We start from the raw sequence: 18,550 nt of genomic DNA, 5'->3' as shown, positions 1-18,550 counted from the left end.
CAGGAGGCGGAGTTAGAATGAACAAAAAATTATGGATTGCAGCGCTGTTGGTAACGGTTATGGCAGTTGCTGCTGGATGTGGAAGCAAGCCAACAGCAGCTCCATCTCCAAGTCAGACACAAGGTGCGGGAACAGAGAATAATGCGTCTGAGAATCAGAATGAGACGGAAATTACTGAACCTGCAATCGTGGAACCGGAGGAAACAACGACGACACCGGGTACTACAGAAGGCAGTACGGAGGGTACAACAACTACTCCATCGAGCGAAACTTCCTCGGAGAAGCCTGGAACTTCCGAAAGCAATGAGAAGAAGACCATTGATGTGTACTACACAGATCCGGAAGAGCTGGAATTGCACAAAGCAACGGCAGAACTTTCTTACGCTTCAGATGATGCCAAATACAAGGCTGCATTTGCAGCGCTGCAACAAAGCAAGGACGACAAACTCGTTCCTCTTTGGGCAAAAGAAATAGAATTGAAATCTGCTCAGTTCAAAGACGGGGCGCTTACACTGGATATTCACATGCCAGATACAGCACGTCTTGGTGCAGGTGGCGAAGTGTTTGCCATTGATGCCTTGAAACAAACGTTCTTCCAGTTTGATGAAGTCAAATCGCTTGATTTGCTGGTGGACGGCCAGCCATCCGAGAGCTTGATGGGCCATGTGGATCTTGAGCATCCAATGACACGATCCGAATAGGTTGTACAGCATGTTGTTTACCGTGAATCTGCGGAATATCGGCCGTTTTACATGAGAGAGGGGAATCACAGTTGACTTTTAAATATAACAATCCATCACACTCTAAAAAAGTAGTTTCAGCCGTGCTTGCAGGCATGATGGCCCTTAGTGCCGGCGGAGCTGCCTTGGCAGCAGAATCAACAGAAACGGGGAAAGGCCAGACTGCGACTGTAAGCAATACAGCTGCACCAACCGGCTTGTTCAGTGATATCAAGGCCGGATACTGGGCTGAGAAACATGTGTACAAGCTGGCCTACCAAGGCATTCTTCTCGGTAACAACGGCCTGTTCCGTCCGGGAGACGCGGTAACACAGCAGGAAGCTGTGACGATGGCGATCCGTTTTATGAACAAGGAGAACCAGTTGAACGACAGCACGGCTACGGCATTACCGACAAATATGGAAGTGGGAAACTATTTCAAGCCATATGTCGCTTTGGCGCTTCAACTGGGACTGATTGATAAAACCGAAGAATCTACAGTGGATGTGTCCAAAACATCCTGGGGACAGAAACAGGCTTCACGGGAATGGATTACGAAATTGCTGATCCGTTCGTTGAACAAAGATGCTGAAGCGAAGGCGCAAAACAACCAATCTACCGGATTTGCTGATAATGATAGCATTTCCCAAAGTGGAAAAGGTTATATTAATCTGGCTGTAAGTCTGGATCTGGCCAAAGGTGTAGAAGGTAACAAATTTAATCCAACCGGCTCTGTAACTCGTGCCCAACTCGCTACATTTTTTAGCCGTGGCGAAACGTTAACGGATACGAAGTATGCGAATACATCTACAGGTTATGTAACAGGATTAAAAGATGGGCAGATCACGCTGGTTGTGGACGGCAAAGCTGTCAACTTCGCAGTGAACAGCAGTACACCTTACTTTACAAAAGACAGTGAATCCCGTGCATCGTCTGCGGATGTGAAGCTGTATACGAAAGTTCAGGTTGTAGGTGCTGCCGGTACAGCTTCCTATGTGGAAGTGGTTGATGCTACGCCACAGGTAGAAAGCGTTGAAGGAATTTTTGCTCGTTCATTATCAGGTAATAAAATTGGCTTGTTTGTGGGCGAGAATTATGAAACGTATAGCTATGATGAGGCAACGGCATTTATCGATCAAAACGGAAATGCAATCAAACTGTCTGATATTACAACAGACAGCACCATTGAAGTACAACGTGAGACGTTCTCGGCTGACAAAAAGACAGTCGTTATTCGTGTGAAGTCCGGTATTGTCAATAAAAGTGATAGTGGTGTCATTGCTGAAGTAACGGCTTCCGCCAAAACGATTAAACTTACCAATGCAGCCGGAACTACAGAGCAGTACACCTATAACGATAATTTGATCATTCGTTTTCAGGACCGAATCCTTTCCCTGGCTGAGCTTAAAGCGGGGAGTGCTGTAAAATATACGGTGAAAGACAGTGTCCTGCAAACCATTGAATTGTCGCAAGGTGTAGAGCAGTCTGTACGCGGCACACTGGTGGAAATCGGTGGTAACCAGTCCACACTGACATTTAAACGTGAAGGTGGATCTTTGGAAGCGAAGCTGCTGGTAGAGAAGCCGGAAGTAATCATTAACGGAATACAGGATGCAACGTTGAATGATCTGATTTCAGACGCAACAAATGGAGATCAGGTTGAGCTTACGTTAAACTCTGAAGATCGCGTGACGCGCATTCAAGTGGTAGGACGTCAAATGGAGCCCATGAACGGGGCATCGGTTGTATCCTACAACAGCAAAACCAAAGTATTGACGGTTCTTGACAGCAATAAAAAACCGTTCGTGTTCACGCTTGATGACAAAACGAAGCTGGACTACAATGCAACGAAGCCTACACTTGCTGGATTGGAATCGTTGTTGAATGACGGTCGCAAATTGGATCTGACATATGTGGGAACTCGTGCGCTATCCGTTAAAGTGATCTTCAAGTACGAAGGCACAATTAGCAGCATCGATACTGCGGGCAGAAAAATCAGTTTGTTGTCCGGAAGCCAGACGATAACAGTCCCGTACTCCACACTTCCTTCGATTGAGATTTACAATAAGTCAGGAGCAAGTCTAAGTGATCTGAAGATCGGTGATAAAGTTACAGTTACACTGGGCTCAAACCAGGACTACGTACAGAAAGTGGCGTTGAACACGGTGGCACAATTTGAAGTTGTGTCTGTGGAAACCAATGGCCGCGTTCGTGTAAAATCGGATGCCCTGACGAGTCAGTTCTACGTGGATCAAGCGGTTCTCACAAGTGAAACTGGCCAGACGATTACTGCATCACAGCTGACAGCTGGCAACCTGATTAATGTTACTTTTGAGGGAACAACGCCAAAAGCGGTTCAAGTGGTCAAACGTACGCTGGCGGAAGTTACTTCTGTTGATGCTTCGTCAGTCACACTTAAGCTATTTAACGGTCAAAGCGAGACGGTTCCTGTGAGTGGCACTGTTAAAGTGGTCAAATCGGGATCTACGTTAACCACTCTTACCAGTCTTACTGTAGGTGACCGTGTTGAGATGACGAAGGATACGGATAATTCCACTCGTTTCAGAGTGTTGACGGTCATGAGCAAACAGTTCTGGTCTTATGATGGAGTAGGTAACCAGATTTTGGTTAAACGTGAGTCTACATCGGACACGAATTATCGTTTTGCGCTGGGAACGGGCGTATTTGTTCACCAGGGTGACAACACTTTAAGCGTGCAATCTCTCAAAGATAATGATAATATTGTATTGTATCTCCTGAACAACGTTGTACTGGAGATCCAAAAACAGTAATCGTTTCTTTTCGAGGATCAAAAGAATGACCGTCTTGATGCGGGATCTTTCCCGTATCAGGACGTTTTTTTTGCAAGATTTTTGGGTTCTCCGCAAAGTACTCGAAAGAAGCTTCGAAGTAAGGCTCCACGGCGTGGAGTTATTTTGTGGGAGGTAGCTCTTCATGAATGCAGCGACTGTTAGGCATATACTCGAGACGATGGAAGCGATGTTTCCTGATGCACATTGCGAATTAAATCACAGCAATGCGTTTGAATTGACGGTAGCCGTTCTGTTGTCTGCCCAGTGCACCGACGAAACGGTAAACAAGGTAACCGCAGACTTGTTCCAAAAATACAAGAGCCCAGCCGATTATCTGGCGGTTCCTCTCGAGGAGTTGGAACAGGATATCCGGCGGATCGGTTTGTATCGTAACAAGGCCAAGCATATTCAGAACATGTGCCGAATTTTAATAGAGCAATATGGCGGAGACGTACCACAAGAACATGATCAGCTTGTTACGCTTCCTGGTGTCGGACGGAAAACCGCAAATGTAGTTGTATCGAATGCTTTTGGAGTCCCGGCGATTGCGGTGGATACGCATGTTGAACGTGTATCCAAAAGGTTGGCACTGGCAGGTTGGGATGACTCCGTACTTGAAGTCGAGAAAAAACTGATGAAGCGCGTACCCCGGGAAGAGTGGACTTTAACTCATCACCGGTTCATATTTTTTGGACGCTACCATTGCAAGGCACAGAACCCTCAATGTCATATCTGTCCATTGCTGGACATATGCAGGGAAGGGAAAAAACGTATGAAAACGTCCCAAATCAGGAAAGATAAGGAACGTGCAACAACCCCAAAACGAAAAATAAATTAATGAGCAGAAGAGGATGAGTAATCATGAAATGCATTTCCGTGTACACTGACAATTTTGAGGCCTTCTCCGATATTTTCGAACAAATCGTTGAACAGGAAATGGCTGAAAACGAAGAAAAAGAAGTAGAAGGAATCACTGTAAGTCATTCTGGTGATGTACCTGAACATTATTTGGAGCGTATGTCTGTCAAACCAGAGGTCGTTGTGATGAGAGACAAAGGTCGTGGCATTACGATTTTGCAGCATGGGCAAGTATTTGAAATTTTGCTGCCTTCGATGGAGAACGCTGTTTCTTAATAGATTTGACTTAGGAGTCATGCTGCTTCAAGTCCAAAGGGTTATCCTCTTGGAAGGATCTATCTCGTTGGGCATGAATGCAGCATGCTTATGAATACAATCATTTCGCAGATAAAACCGACAGGATCGGTTTTATTTTTTTATGTGGAGAATGGCTTGTAAGTTTTCATTGTCAGCCGAGTTGCAATTCTAACCGTTCAATTTCAAACTTGATCATGGTAAAATAAATGAATTATAAGATAAAGACATCGGAATAGATGTCAAATTAGAGGAGCCAGGGGGAAGGCCAGTCATGTCCAGAACAAATTACCCAGCAGAGATGGCCAAACCTTTGCTTTCACTTCGAGAAGCGATGGAGCAGACAGGAGACCATACAGCTGTACAGGCATTAACGGATTTGATCAATAAGGCGGAAATGAAACAGTTAACGATTGCGTTTTGTGGACATTTCTCGGCAGGTAAATCGAGTCTAATCAACAGTTTATGCGGTAAGCGGGTTTTGCCTTCAAGTCCCGTGCCAACAAGTGCGAATGTGGTTTCCATCCGTAACGGTGAACCCAGAGCACTTATTTATACGTCATCGAACGTAAGCGCTGACAATTCAGCGGGAGTTCTTGAGGTTTCTCCAGAACAATTAGAAGAGTATTGCAAGAATGGTGGGGCATACACCTCCATTGAAGTATGGGATGACATCCCTCTTCTGAAAGATGATGCGGTATTACTTGATACGCCAGGCGTGGACTCGACCGATCAGGGGCACAGCCTGGCAACACATTCAGCACTTCATCTTGCTGATGTGGTGTTCTATGTGATGGATTACAACCATGTACAATCCGAGAGCAATCTTTCTTTTGCCAAGAGTTTATCCGATTGGGGAAAACCGTTGTTTCTTATTGTGAACCAAATTGATAAACATCGAGAGCGTGAGCTTTCGTTTGATCAATATGTAGTAGGGGTAGAAGCGATTTTTGCAGCATGGGAGGTCAGGTATGACGGGCTGTTGTTTACTTCGCTTCGAGACAAGGAGCATCGTTACAGCCAATGGAATCAGCTTCCTGAACTCATTAAGCATATGATGCAAGAAAAGGAAGGACTAATACGGCACAGTCTGGCTAGTTCGGCCAATCACATTGCAGAGCAGCACCTAACACGGAAGGCCGAGGAACGTGAGGAACAAGAAACTGCACTTCTGGAGGAAGTCGGGGGCAAGGAAGGCATGGGACGGTTGCAACGGGAACTGGAGCTCCTGGATCAACAGGAAACGCAGCTTCGTTCTAAACCTTCACGTGAACGGGAGAAGTTTCGGGCAGAACTGGAGCCTCTTCTGGCGAATGCGAATCTGACCCCGGCAGATATTCGAACTTCCGCCGGGGAGTACTTGGAGAGCCGCAAACCTGGATTTCGGGTAGGATTACTGTTCTCTGGTGGCAAGACCGAGCAGGAGAAACAGCGTCGCGCGGCCGAGCTTGTGAGGCTCTTGCAGGATCAGGCCTCGGGGCAAGTTGAGGTGCATATCCGTACCATGCTTAGACAGTTGGGTGAAGCCCATCAGTTATGGGGCGCAGAGTGGGAGCAGGTGCTGAACGCGGAGCTTCCTGCGGTAGATGAAGCACTGCTGGAGATGAAACGGAGCGCCAGTGCAGAGGTATCTCCCGAGTATGTGCTTCAATTCAGCAAAGACATACGGGGCGAGATTGAGGCCCGTTACCGCAGGGCGGCCATGATGCTGGCCGACCGCTTGCTTGAAGCGCTGGGAGCGCAGGGCGAAGCCGCGCTCCAGGCGCTGGACGCCAGCCGCGCAGCGCTGCTGGCGCAATCAGCGTCGGCGGCGCGCTACACGGCGCTGCAGCGCGCCGCCGACGCAGAGGCAGCAGGGCTGCGCAGCCTGCTGCCTCCCGCGGGCCCCCTCACCTCCGGGCTGTTGCCGGAGGTGCAGGGCCCGCCCGTGCCCACGCATGAGCCGGGTGCTTCACCCGGCTCGCACACGGGCACGGCAGAGTCTGTGGCTGCGCAGCCACAGACTCCAGGGGCACCGCCGCCTCGCACAGCGGCGGTGCCTGGGCAGCCGGCGGCTGGCGCACAGCGCCGCCGGCGCCTGGACGCAGCGGCGGCACGGCTGGAAGCCGCCGCTGCGCTGGTTGAGCCGTACCCCGCCATGGGGTCGGCGGTACGGGATCTGCGTGCACGCGCGGCTTCGCTTGCGGGCGGCACGTTTACGCTGGCGCTGTTCGGTGCGTTCAGCGCCGGCAAGTCCTCCTTCGCCAACGCGTTGCTCGGCGAAGCTGTACTACCGGTCTCGCCGCATCCAACGACTGCGGCAATTAACCGGATCATGGCTCCGGCAGGCGGCGCGGAGCATGGAACAGCCCGGGTCCGGATGAAGACCCGGGACGCTTTCCAGGAAGATCTTGCGTATTCCTTCCATTTACTCGGACTGGGCGAGCCTGGGGGAGACTGGCAAAAACGCGTCAAAGCCCTTTCGCCACAGGAGGTACATCCGGCGGGGCGCCCGCATTACAGCTTTTTGCAGGCAGCCGCGGCCGGATGGGAGGATACCTCGGAACAGCTTGGCCAGGATGTGCTGGTGGATCTGAACGGTTATCGAAACTTTGTGGCCAACGAGAAAAAGTCTTGCTTTGTCGACAGTATTGACCTGTACTACAGTTGTGATGTGACCGAACAAGGCATTGTGCTTGTGGATACGCCGGGTGCAGACTCCGTGAATGCCCGTCACACAGGTGTGACCTTCAATTATATGAAGAATGCGGATGCACTTATTTTCGTAACGTACTACAATCACGCCTTCTCTCAGGGAGATCGACAGTTTCTGAATCAATTGGGACGAGTGAAAGACAGCTCGGCGATGGATCAGATGTTCTTTGTAGTTAATGCAAGCGATCTGTCATCTTCTGAGGAAGAGCTGGAGCAGGTTCTGGATCATGTGAGCACACAACTGCGCAGTAACGGCATTCGGGCACCACGACTCTTTCCGGTATCCAGTATGCTGGCGATGGAAGGCAAGATTGCAAACGATGCAAAGCTGCTGGAGCAATCCGGATTTGTTCAGTTCGAGAAAGAATTTAACCGCTTTGCAGGCACAGAGCTTGCGGATCTTGCCGTCGGCGGGGCCGCAGAAGAGATTGCACGGGTCATCAGACGACTCAAGACACGTGCTGAGGATGCGACTCAGGGCGAAGTGGCTCTACAGCGACGTCGTGATGAATTGGGTTCAATTCAAGAGCAGTCACTTCATAGGATACAGTTGCTTGCAGAACGGTCCATGAAGGCAGAGTTGGTTCAGGAAACGGCTGAACTGCTCTTCCATGTGCGGCAGCGCCTGGGTTACCGCTTCGGCCTCTTCATGGCAGAAGCATTCCATCCGTCCGTGCTTCGGGAGGACCGCGGGAATCTGAAAGCTGCCTTCGCCGCCTGCGGACGCGAATTGCTGCGTATGATTGCCATCGAGCTGGAGCAGGAACTGCTTGCCACCACACTCAGACTCGAACAGGCAGGTCAGACTTGGCTGCACAAGCAAGTGAACGAATGTATAGATGAACTGAAACGATTATCCGGAGGCATGGACCTGTCGTTGCCACCGATTGAACGCTGGAGTACACCTGTCCTGGAAGAGGTGCGTCTGGAAGAGCCAACGGGGTGGAAAGCATATCTCGGTTATTTCCGTAATCCGAAACAGTTCTTCGAGGGAGATGGACGACAACGGCTGCAGGAGGCGCTTGATCCTGTAATAAAACAGATGATAATCGATATTCTGCCTGCTGCGGAGAACAAGCTGATTCAGTTTTATGACAACCAGCTCGGGCAGTCTTTGCAGTATCAATCCCGTCAATTGGAAGAGAGACTTGAGGAGGCTGTAAGTGCCCTTCATGAGACACTGACCAGTGGAATTCCTGCAGAAAAGTGGGAGAGTCTGTCTGTACAACTTGGGCAGATTGAACGTGAATAAAAGGTATTGAAATCCATGTCTGTATGGAAACGGTTGTAAAACAAAATGAGTTATACAGCGATATTTTGAAATGTTGTCGTTGTATCAAAAAAGGCCCCTGCCCCTAAAGGCATACAGGGAGCCTTTTTTGATACGAACAACCTGAAAGGAAGAGAATATTCAAACATTTGATTGATAGGAGGGTATCTACCTCCCTTAATGACGCATTAAGGTGAAAGTAGCCTGAATATGGTCGCTTATTCGCTTTGCCGCGAATGGGGGACGGTGATAAACTTCATAAATGTTCATACTGTTTTTGAACGATATAAGAGGAGGAGAGACATGGATGTTCTCAGGCAATTGCAGATCTTTTTCTGGGAGAAGCGCACGTATTTATTTTTATCGATCTTATGCCTCGCCATAGCGACCGCGCTTGGACTGGTGTATCCGAACCTGCTAAGGATACTGATTGATGACGTCATTACCCCGCGTAATTTTGAAGACGTTCCCAAACTTGCTTTGACGGTGTTAGGTGTCGTTATTCTGAAAGCGGGAATGCAATTTTTACACGGTCTTTTTGGAGGTCGCCTGGGGAACTTCCTGGCGTACCGACTTCGTAACGCCTGTTACGAAAAGCTTCAATTTTTATCCTTCCGGTATTATGATACGGCCAAAACGGGTGACTTGATGTCCCGCCTCACGGGAGATCTCGAAGCAATCCGTAACTTTATCGGATTTGGCTTCGCCCAGATTCTCAATATGGTTCTGATGGTCGTATTCGGCGCAATCATGATGATGACCATGAGCTGGAAGCTTACCCTGCTAACACTCATATGTATTCCTCTGCTTGCCTTCGTTGCGCTGAGATTCGAATCCCGCATTCACCCAGCGTTCCAAGAAATGCGGCTCGCCCTCAGCTCACTGACGACTGCGGTACAGGAGAATATCACAGGGGTGCGCACTGTAAAATCTTTTGCGCGCGAGCCTTACGAAGTGGAGAAGTTTTCCACACGCAACGAGCGTTACAAAACAAATCAGATTCATGCAGCCACATTGTGGAGCCACTATTTTCCGATCATGGAGATTCTCGCTTCGGTCAGCGTAGTCCTGCTGCTCCTGGTTGGTGGAAACATGGTTATTCAAAAATCGTTAACACTCGGTCAACTCGTTGCCTTTTTCAGTTTGATCTGGTACATAATCGGTCCAATGTGGAACCTTGGTTTCCATATCAACAACTATACGCAATCCAAAGCATCAGGTGAACGGGTGTTGGAACTGTTGAATACGCCGGTAGATGTGCAAGAGACAGAAGATCCAGTCATTGTGGAGGCTGATCAAGTCAATGGGCATGTAACCTTTGAATCCGTTACCTTTGCTTACGGCAATAAAATGCCGGCAGTAACCGATATTAACTTTGATGCACCACCAGGCTCCGTCATCGGTTTCCTGGGAGGAACAGGTTCGGGTAAATCGACCATTATTCAGCTCCTGATGCGTGCATACAACGTGAACTCGGGAACCATCAAGCTGGACGGCAAAAATATTAAGGACATTGGAATTCGCAGCTTGCGGAGTCAGATTGCTTCTGTGTTTCAGGAAACGTTCCTGTTCTCTTCCAGCATTCGAAACAACATTTCATATGGACTCAAGAATGTAACAATGGAAGAAATTATTCGCGCAGCCAAACTTGCCAAAGCCCATGAGTTCATCATGGAATTCCCTGAAGGATACGATACGGTTGTTGGCGAACGCGGTATGGGCTTGTCGGGAGGACAGAAACAGCGGATAGCGATTGCGAGGGCTTTGCTCAAGAATCCGAAAATTCTCGTTCTGGATGATGCAACGAGTGCAGTCGACATGGAGACCGAACATGAAATTCAATCCGGGTTCCAGGAAGTCATGCGTGGAAGAACGACGTTTATCATTGCACATCGGATCTCTTCATTACGTCACGCAGATGAGATACTGGTGCTGGATGAAGGACGGGTCGTTCAACGTGGTACACACAAACGTCTCATTGCAGAGCCGGGGCCTTACCGGGACGTATATGAGATTCAATACGCAGATTATATTGCCCGCGGTAAGCGGGAGGCTGGGGAGCAGGTGAATTCATGAGTGCCGAAACGGTAGCCGATAGGCGCGAGGCTAAAGAAGCCTCTGACAAGAAAATGAATGAACGTTTTGTATATCAGGACGATGAAATAATAGAAAAGCCGTTTAACTGGCGTGAGTTCGGACGTTTGTTCTCTTACATGAAACCTTATGCAAGACAACTCTTGCCACTCATTATTCTAATGATGATTTTGGGTACCATCACGAAATTGTCTGTTCCATTCCTGATCAGTTTGGCGATTGATAAAGCGATTGCACCTGCAACGGGGCTGCCAAGCTTGACGATGCTCTATATTATTGCTGGTTCCGTACTTGTGTTGTACCTGATTCAATGGGCGGCAAACACATATCGGATCAAATTGACCAACATTATCGGGCAACGGGTCATTTACGATCTTCGCTCGGATCTGTTCAAGCATATCCAGAAGCTGTCCTTTAATTTTTTTGATAAAAGACCTGCGGGTTCGGTTCTGGTGCGTATCACCAATGACATCAACTCCCTGCAGGATCTATTCACCAACGGTGCGGTAAACGTCATGATTGACTGTGTGCAGCTGCTCGGCATTATCGTTATCCTGCTTCTGATCAACTGGAAACTGGGTCTTGCAGTCATTATTACCGTTCCGCTCATGTTTATCATTTCGACCAAACTACGCGTGTTGATCCGCCGTGCATGGCAGGATGTACGTATGAAGAACTCCCGTATCAATTCCCATTTGAATGAATCCATTCAGGGGATTCGGGTAACTCAGGCGTATACACAGGAAAAAGAGAACATCAAATATTTTGACAACATGAATCTGTCGAGCAAAAAATCCTGGGACAGAGCATCGGCCATGAACCAGGGGTTTGGTCCTCTGATTGAAATTACGGGCGGATTCGGGACGTTAATCCTGTTCTGGTTTGGTGCTTACCTGATTCAAGAAGGGCAGCTGACGATCGGATTGCTTGTTGCCTTTGCCAACTATGTCGGTAACTTCTGGGACCCGATTAATCGTCTGGGGCAAATGTACAATCAGCTGCTCGTTGCGATGGCTTCCTCTGAACGGATCTTCGAGTTTATGGATGAGGAGCCGAGTATTGCAGATAAACCTGGGGCCAAGCCGCTTGCTTCTATTAAAGGAGATGTTGTATTCGACAATGTGGTGTTTGAATATGAGAAAGGCAGACAGGCGCTGAAAGGAATCAGTTTCTCTGCAAGTGCAGGACAATCGATTGCTCTTGTAGGTCATACGGGTTCCGGTAAAAGTACCATTATCAATCTCATCAGCCGGTTCTATGACATATCTAGCGGACGACTCACCATTGACGGTCAGGATGTAAGGGACGTCACGGTAGAAAGTTTGCGCAGCCAAATCAGTATTGTGTTGCAGGATACATTTATCTTCTCTGGCACCATTCGAGACAATATTCGTTTTGGACGGCTGGACGCAACCAATGAAGAAGTGGAAGAAGCTGCGAAGGCTGTAAATGCCCATGAATTCATTATGAAGTTGCCTGGGGGATATGATACGGAAGTGGAGGAACGCGGGAATGTATTATCCATGGGGCAACGGCAATTGTTATCCTTCGCCCGCGCCTTGCTTGCAGACCCTCGGATCTTGATACTGGATGAAGCCACGGCCAGTATAGATACCGAAACGGAGCTCAAAATTCAGGAGGCTTTGAAAGTGCTGCTGCAAGGAAGAACTTCCTTTATGGTAGCCCACCGTCTCTCGACGATCCGAAATGCAGATAAGATCATTGTGCTGGATCATGGCGAAATTAAGGAAGAAGGAAACCATGAGCAACTTATCCAGAAACAAGGAGTTTATAATGGTCTCATCGAAGCACAATACAGATTTTTGTAAAAATTGATCGAAAAAAAACAAAAAATCTTGTAAAATTCACAAGAAAAATAGGGAGCACTCTTGCATTCTTTAACCAAAACCCCGAAAATAGAGAGATAGATATAGAAGATTTCTCTTTGGGAGGATTGGAAAGAACATGTGGGGTGCTCCTTTTACGGCTCAAGCCAAAAAAATGCTGCTTTTGGGCAGTGGAGAATTGGGAAAAGAGGTCGTTATTGAGGCTCAAAGACTGGGAGTAGAGACGATTGCTGTCGATCGTTACGACAACGCACCTGCAATGCAGGTTGCTCATCGGTCATACTGCATCGACATGTTAAATGCCGAAGCTTTGAAACAATTGATCCGTAAGGAACAACCTCATTACATCGTACCTGAGATTGAAGCTATCGCAACAGAAGCTTTATTGGAGCTTGAGGAAGAGGGATTTTGTGTCGTGCCTACCGCGCGAGCTGCACGTCTAACCATGGATCGCGAAGGCATCCGTCGTCTTGCAGCCGAACAACTGAATCTTCCAACAGCGGCCTACCTTTTTGCGGACAACCTGGAACAGCTTCAGGAAGCCGTACGTGAACTTGGCACACCTTGTGTGATTAAACCACTGATGAGTTCTTCCGGCAAAGGGCAGAGTGTTTGCCATACACCGGATGACGTGGAGGATTGCTGGAACATCGCTCTTTCGGGAGCTCGTGGCAAATCCGTACGAGTCATTGTGGAGAGCTTTGTGAAGTTTGACAGTGAAATTACACTGTTAACTGTACGTTCCGTATCAGGAACCGTATTCTGTCCTCCAATTGGTCACATTCAGAAGGATGGGGATTATGTCGAATCCTGGCAGCCTCATGCCATGACTTCTGAGCAATGGGAACAAGCTTGTCATATCGCCAAATCGGTTACAGATGAACTTGGCGGTTACGGACTGTTCGGCGTTGAATTATTTCTGACACCAGACGGTGTTGTGTTCAGCGAAGTATCTCCTCGCCCGCATGATACGGGCATGGTTACCATGGTGACGCAAGACAGTTCCGAGTTTGCGCTGCATGTACGTGCAATTCTTGGTTTTCCGGTCACAGATGTACATCTGCTGACACCGGGAGCTTCAGCTACGCTGAAGGCTAATGATGAAACATCTGACTTTACTATAGGCGGGATTGAAGAAGCGCTTGCGCTTCCTCGCACTCAGGTTCGTGTATTTGGCAAGCCTGAAACCAAAGTAGGACGCCGTATGGCCGTAGCATTAAGCGCCGGTCCAGATGTGGAAGAAGCTCGTAAAACTGCGGTACAAGCCGCTAATATGCTGAAAGTGGAGGTAAATCATGTCCAATAATGTTGAGGCCCCTGTACTGATGATCCGGGAGTGTGAACTGCGAGATGCTGAAGCGGTAACGGGACTGATGCGAGAGGTCAGCTATCCGACAACAGCTAATGTTATGAAAGAGCGCATTGAATGTTTGGAGAGCAATCCTAACGCATGCATGCTTGTTGCCGAAGTGGATGAACAAATTATTGGTGTGATTGGCTTGCAGTGTGTGCAAAGTCATGCCTATCCGGAACCTGCCGCCCAAATCACGTCCTTGATCGTAGGTCAGGAGCACCGTGGAGGCGGGATTGGCCGTCGTCTGATGGCTCGTGCTGAGGACTGGGGCAGACAACAAGGCGGGAAACAATTGTTTGTCACAGGTGCGAATCGCGAAGTGACTTCAACGACATATTCTTTCTATGAGCACATTGGCTTCCAGAAGAGAGGCTATCGTTTCAGTAAAGTTCTTCTATAGAAAAGATTTTTTCATTATATCGTGATCTTCACGTTCTGGTGTGGTGAATGATAAATAGATGGTGAATGGCATTCGGCCAGCAGTTTTTTGTCCGAATGCCGTTTTTTTATGCAATTTTTCTTGAATTGATGTGATTAATCATTAAATATGCAGTGTTCATAAGCGATTCCCGACGATGATGCAATGGGCTTGAACCGTCAGATCTGTTTAGAAACAGGTCCTAAAAATGACAAAAAAGTTACTTTTCCATATTTTATAGGTTCACATTCTACTTATGAATTGATATACTCCTAGAGTATTAATTACAAAGTTGTCATAACTAATTTCTAAGGAGATGAATTGAATTTGAAGAAGAAATGGATGAAAACCGTCGTAACCAGCAGTCTGACAGCCGTACTTGCCGTAGGGATTATGCTCCCTGCTTCCGCTTCTGCTGCAGATGTATCATATAAGACTACAACGTATAAAATTACGAGTGCAGAGAGTCTAAAAGCATACATTGATCAATGGCTGAAACAAAATGGATATAAAGTATCCGAGAGTGAGGGGCAAACGACGGTAGAGAAGCCTGTAACAAAGCCTAATCAAGCCACTAAACCTGCTCAACCGACAGCACCTGCAAAACCGGTAACACCTGCAAAACCAACTCCAGAGAAGAAACCGGCAACGACACCTGCCAAAGATCCTTCAAATACTGGAAACGGAACGACTACAGGCAATACAAACAACAGTGGCAGTGAGAGCACAAAATCGGATTTTGCAGCTCAGGTCGTAAAACTGGTGAACGCTGAACGTGCCAAAGCAGGTCTGGGCGCATTGGCTTCCGATGCTCTTTTGGACAAAGTGGCTGTAGCCAAAGCGAAAGATATGAGCGACAACAATTATTTTGACCACCAATCACCAACCTATGGTTCTCCGTTTGACATGATGAAACAATTCGGAGTAACTTACAGCTATGCTGGCGAGAATATCGCGCAAGGGCAAAAAACACCTCAAGAGGTTGTTACAGCCTGGATGAATAGCGAAGGCCACCGTGCGAATATCCTGAGCAAAAACTTTACCAAAATTGGTGTTGGATATTACAACGGATATTGGGCTCAAGAATTTATCGGCAATTAATCATTTTTATTGAAGAATAATCTGGTTTAATTCAAAAAAAGGCTATGTCATCACGGCTTGAAGCTGTGCGTGACATGGCTTTTTTTATGTGAAAACGTATTGGATACCGAATTTCACTTATATAACAGCAAAATTTGCAAATTAACGACAGAACATTTATGTTATTTAGAAAAAGCGTCATCTTAATGTAAAATCATTTTAAATTTTAAGTACCCGGCCAGGTGTACATGAGCGGAGATGTGATGAATGAAAAAAAGAAATCTTGATTCGGCGCCATGGATCTGGAGAACCATCAGTACAGTATCCATATTGACAACATTGCTGCTGTTATTTGGATTTGGGTATGCCATCAAAGACGTCATTTTTCCAGAGGGAGATGCCAAGCTAGGGACAGGACAGCAGACAATGACACCTGCGAAGGGTAACGGGAAAGAAACGTCTGTGGTGAATGATGGAAAAATTCGAATGGCTGTGATTGGTGATTCACTGGCAAGAGGTACCGGGGATGATGAAGGGCTTGGTTTTGTAAGACGGGCAGGTAACTTGCTCAAAAATCAGGGATATGATGTGCAAGTGCTCAACAATATGGGTGTGAACGGTTTGAGAACAGACGGTTTGTTGAACAAGCTAGATGAAAAAGGCGTACGTTATGTCTTACAACAGTCCAACTTTATTCTGTTATCGATCGGAGCCAATGATCTGTTCCGGGGTGGACAAGTCTTACAGGGAGAAGATCCGCCAACTGCAGAGACTCTTGCGGCCGCACTGCCCGAGACATCGAAGCGTTTGCAGGAGATTTTGAAGAAAGTGAAAGGAATTAACCCTGATGCACAGATTGCCTACATAGGGCTATACAACCCGTTTGGTGATGTGAAAGAACTCAAAGAGCCGGGAAATGCGGTTGTAGCTGCATGGAACAATGCTGCACTGAAGGTTATGAACAACGAGGACAAGATGACACTCGTGCCTACATTTGATCTGTTTGAAAATCATCTGGGACAGTATCTGTCATCAGATCATTTCCATCCCAATGGAGAAGGATACGAGCAGATTGCCGCTCGGGTTGCGCAGGAATATCAGGCAGAGACTCCAGCAGAAGGGAGCGGAAAATAGATGGCACAAGAACAGACTGATCCCGTATTGTCCGTGCAGCATCTGAAGAAAAAGATTGGACGCAAGTGGATCATTAAGGATGTTACTTTTGACGTAAAACCAGGTGAAATTTTTGGCTTTCTGGGACCCAATGGTGCCGGGAAGACAACAACTATTCGGATGTTAGTCGATCTGATTAAACCGACGGAAGGCAAGATTAAAGTCTGTGGTTATGATGTGAATCGTGATCCTGAAAGAGCCTTGAAATACGTGGGATCCATTGTGGAGAACCCGGAGGTCTACACATATTTGACCGGATGGGAGAACCTGGAGCATTTTGCCCGTATGCAGCCTGGCGTGGATAATGACCGTATTCAGGAAGTTGTGGATATTGTGCGGCTTGATCAGCGGATTCATGATAAAGTAAGAACCTACTCTCTGGGAATGCGTCAACGTCTTGGCATTGCACAGGCTCTGCTTGGACGCCCGCGACTGCTGATTCTGGATGAACCTACGAATGGACTTGACCCCAAAGGGATTAAGGAACTTCGTGTCTTTATCAAACAGCTTGCGAGTGAAGGTATGGCTGTATTCGTCAGCAGTCATCTGCTCAGTGAGATTCAGCTTCTCTGTGACAGGGTGGCGATTATCAGTGCAGGCCGCGTGCTTGCAGTTGGCGGCGTTAATGAACTGATTGAAGACCATTCGAAGTTGGCGATATGGCATGTTACGCCGCTGGAAGAAGGCAAAAAAATGCTGCTGGATGCAGGTGTTTCCCTGGTAGATCGGCCTGCCGATGTTATGGACGATACCATCATTGCAGGGCTTGGTCCAAATGCTGTCGTTGCCGAAATGCATGAGGATCGGATTCCGAATCTGGTGCAGCAGATGGTTCAAGCCGGAATTCAGGTTGAAGGCGTACAGCGGATTCAGCCTACGCTGGAACAGTTATTCTTAAAAATGACAGAAGGTGAATCCATTGAGTAACATCATGCCGCTGATCCGCAACGAAACGATCAAGATGGTCAAGAAGAAACGTCTTTATATTATTTTTATCGTACTGGCGGTCCTGGTTCCAATGTTTACGTATGCCCAGATGAAATCTGCGGAAAATAATCGTGACAAGTTTGGTGGCGACTGGCGGCTGGAACTGCAACAGGCTATTACGGATAATCAGAACTCGCTTGGCAGTGACCGGGTACCTGAAGAATACAAAAAGTACAGGACAGTGTACATCCAGCAAATGCAATACTATCTGGAGAATGACATCAATCCGAAGGAGCCTGGCGGTGTAACTTTTACGAGGGAATTCATGAATAACGCCGTTGGACTGTTCATCCCGCTGCTCATTATGGCGATTGCTTCCGACCTGGTGTCCGGTGAGCGTACCACAGGAACGATAAAAATGCTCCTAACCCGTCCGGTAAAACGCTGGAAAGTATTGCTGAGTAAGCTCATTACACTGATTATGTTTGTGTCAATTATCGTGGTGTCGGCGTACATTATCTGTTATGTGATCTCGGGAGCGGTGTTCGGATATAAAGGTTTCGGCATGCCGATTTTTACCGGATTCAAGGTTGTGGGCACGGATGTCGATATGTCTGCAGTCCATGCTGTGGACCAGTGGCTATACATGTTGATGCAGGCTGGACTGATCTGGTTTGTCAGTGTAATTGTGGCGATGCTTGCATTCATGGTCTCTGTGTTGGTGCGAAGTACAGCTGCAAGTATTGTCATTATGATGGCAGCACTCATCGCAGGAACCATTCTCACCAGCATGGCTGCCTCCTGGCAGTCAGCGAAATATCTGTTTATGGTGAATCTCGAACTTCCGGATTATTTGTCTGGCGGATTGCCGCCAATCGAAGGGATGAATTTGGGTTTTTCCCTTATTGTGCTTAGCGTTTGGGGCATTGCTTCACTCTTTGTGTCATTCATTGTCTTTACGAAACGGGATATCTTGAATTAAAATGGACAAGGATAAGAAAACATCTGT

13 protein-coding genes are annotated in these 18,550 nt (G+C 47.6%); all 13 read left to right on the top strand.

Going from position 1 to position 18,550, the window contains the following annotated elements; translation table 11 throughout:
- Positions 1-17: 17 nt before the first annotated feature.
- The 13 genes from ACFTRD_RS17170 (at position 18) to ACFTRD_RS17110 (ending at position 18,523) form a co-directional block, all read left to right on the top strand.
- Positions 18-701 carry a GerMN domain-containing protein gene (locus ACFTRD_RS17170; protein ID WP_379382148.1) on the top strand — a complete coding sequence of 228 codons (684 nt, stop codon included), beginning with the start codon at positions 18-20 and terminating at the stop codon, positions 699-701.
- 71 nt (positions 702-772) lie between these two features.
- Positions 773-3,511, top strand: coding sequence for an S-layer homology domain-containing protein (locus ACFTRD_RS17165; RefSeq protein WP_379382146.1), 2,739 nt, complete (start codon positions 773-775; stop codon positions 3,509-3,511).
- Positions 3,512-3,674: 163 nt separating this feature from the next.
- On the top strand, positions 3,675-4,370 hold the full coding sequence (gene nth, locus ACFTRD_RS17160; protein ID WP_192268245.1) for an endonuclease III: 696 nt from the start codon (positions 3,675-3,677) through the stop codon (positions 4,368-4,370).
- 23 nt (positions 4,371-4,393) lie between these two features.
- Complete coding sequence (locus ACFTRD_RS17155) at positions 4,394-4,666, top strand: NAD/NADP transhydrogenase alpha subunit (RefSeq protein WP_192268243.1); 273 nt, start codon at positions 4,394-4,396, stop codon at positions 4,664-4,666.
- 292 nt (positions 4,667-4,958) lie between these two features.
- The gene (locus ACFTRD_RS17150; RefSeq protein ID WP_379382143.1) at positions 4,959-8,630 is read left to right on the top strand and encodes a dynamin family protein; all 3,672 of its coding nucleotides are present in this window, start codon (positions 4,959-4,961) and stop codon (positions 8,628-8,630) included.
- 321 nt (positions 8,631-8,951) lie between these two features.
- Positions 8,952-10,724 (top strand): ABC transporter ATP-binding protein, encoded by a 1,773-nt coding sequence (locus ACFTRD_RS17145; RefSeq protein ID WP_192268239.1) that lies wholly within the window; start codon positions 8,952-8,954, stop codon positions 10,722-10,724.
- On the top strand, positions 10,721-12,571 hold the full coding sequence (locus ACFTRD_RS17140) for an ABC transporter ATP-binding protein (protein ID WP_379382140.1): 1,851 nt from the start codon (positions 10,721-10,723) through the stop codon (positions 12,569-12,571). Before ACFTRD_RS17145 ends, ACFTRD_RS17140 begins: the two co-directional genes overlap by 4 nt.
- Before the next feature lie 136 nt (positions 12,572-12,707).
- Positions 12,708-13,895: a formate-dependent phosphoribosylglycinamide formyltransferase gene (gene purT, locus ACFTRD_RS17135; protein WP_379382138.1), complete on the top strand. Its 1,188-nt coding sequence runs from the start codon at positions 12,708-12,710 to the stop codon at positions 13,893-13,895.
- Complete coding sequence (locus tag ACFTRD_RS17130; RefSeq protein ID WP_062328403.1) at positions 13,885-14,343, top strand: GNAT family N-acetyltransferase; 459 nt, start codon at positions 13,885-13,887, stop codon at positions 14,341-14,343. Before purT ends, ACFTRD_RS17130 begins: the two co-directional genes overlap by 11 nt.
- 345 nt (positions 14,344-14,688) lie before the next feature.
- The gene (locus ACFTRD_RS17125) at positions 14,689-15,462 is read left to right on the top strand and encodes a CAP domain-containing protein (protein WP_379382135.1); all 774 of its coding nucleotides are present in this window, start codon (positions 14,689-14,691) and stop codon (positions 15,460-15,462) included.
- 246 nt (positions 15,463-15,708) lie between these two features.
- Positions 15,709-16,575: a GDSL-type esterase/lipase family protein gene (locus tag ACFTRD_RS17120; protein WP_379382133.1), complete on the top strand. Its 867-nt coding sequence runs from the start codon at positions 15,709-15,711 to the stop codon at positions 16,573-16,575.
- Positions 16,576-17,541, top strand: coding sequence for an ABC transporter ATP-binding protein (locus ACFTRD_RS17115; RefSeq protein ID WP_379382131.1), 966 nt, complete (start codon positions 16,576-16,578; stop codon positions 17,539-17,541). It abuts the gene before it with no gap.
- Positions 17,534-18,523, top strand: a complete 990-nt coding sequence (locus tag ACFTRD_RS17110; RefSeq protein WP_192268225.1) for an ABC transporter permease — start codon at positions 17,534-17,536, stop codon at positions 18,521-18,523. Before ACFTRD_RS17115 ends, ACFTRD_RS17110 begins: the two co-directional genes overlap by 8 nt.
- Positions 18,524-18,550 lie beyond the last annotated feature (27 nt).

Origin of the sequence: Paenibacillus sp. NPDC056933, assembly GCF_042674385.1 — a bacterium.
In the GTDB taxonomy this organism is placed as follows: Bacteria; Bacillota; Bacilli; order Paenibacillales; family Paenibacillaceae; genus Paenibacillus.
Note: the sequence above shows the minus strand (reverse complement) of the source record. Positions and strands in the feature narration are given on the sequence as shown.

Coding starts and splice junctions, on each gene's coding strand:
- purT (WP_379382138.1), top strand. CDS start 12,708: ATGTGGGGTGCTCCTTTTACGGCTCAAGCCAAAAAAATGCTGCTTTTG.
- ACFTRD_RS17140 (WP_379382140.1), top strand. CDS start 10,721: ATGAGTGCCGAAACGGTAGCCGATAGGCGCGAGGCTAAAGAAGCCTCT.
- ACFTRD_RS17145 (WP_192268239.1), top strand. CDS start 8,952: ATGGATGTTCTCAGGCAATTGCAGATCTTTTTCTGGGAGAAGCGCACG.
- ACFTRD_RS17155 (WP_192268243.1), top strand. CDS start 4,394: ATGAAATGCATTTCCGTGTACACTGACAATTTTGAGGCCTTCTCCGAT.
- nth (WP_192268245.1), top strand. CDS start 3,675: ATGAATGCAGCGACTGTTAGGCATATACTCGAGACGATGGAAGCGATG.
- ACFTRD_RS17150 (WP_379382143.1), top strand. CDS start 4,959: ATGTCCAGAACAAATTACCCAGCAGAGATGGCCAAACCTTTGCTTTCA.
- ACFTRD_RS17130 (WP_062328403.1), top strand. CDS start 13,885: ATGTCCAATAATGTTGAGGCCCCTGTACTGATGATCCGGGAGTGTGAA.
- ACFTRD_RS17170 (WP_379382148.1), top strand. CDS start 18: ATGAACAAAAAATTATGGATTGCAGCGCTGTTGGTAACGGTTATGGCA.
- ACFTRD_RS17120 (WP_379382133.1), top strand. CDS start 15,709: ATGAAAAAAAGAAATCTTGATTCGGCGCCATGGATCTGGAGAACCATC.
- ACFTRD_RS17115 (WP_379382131.1), top strand. CDS start 16,576: ATGGCACAAGAACAGACTGATCCCGTATTGTCCGTGCAGCATCTGAAG.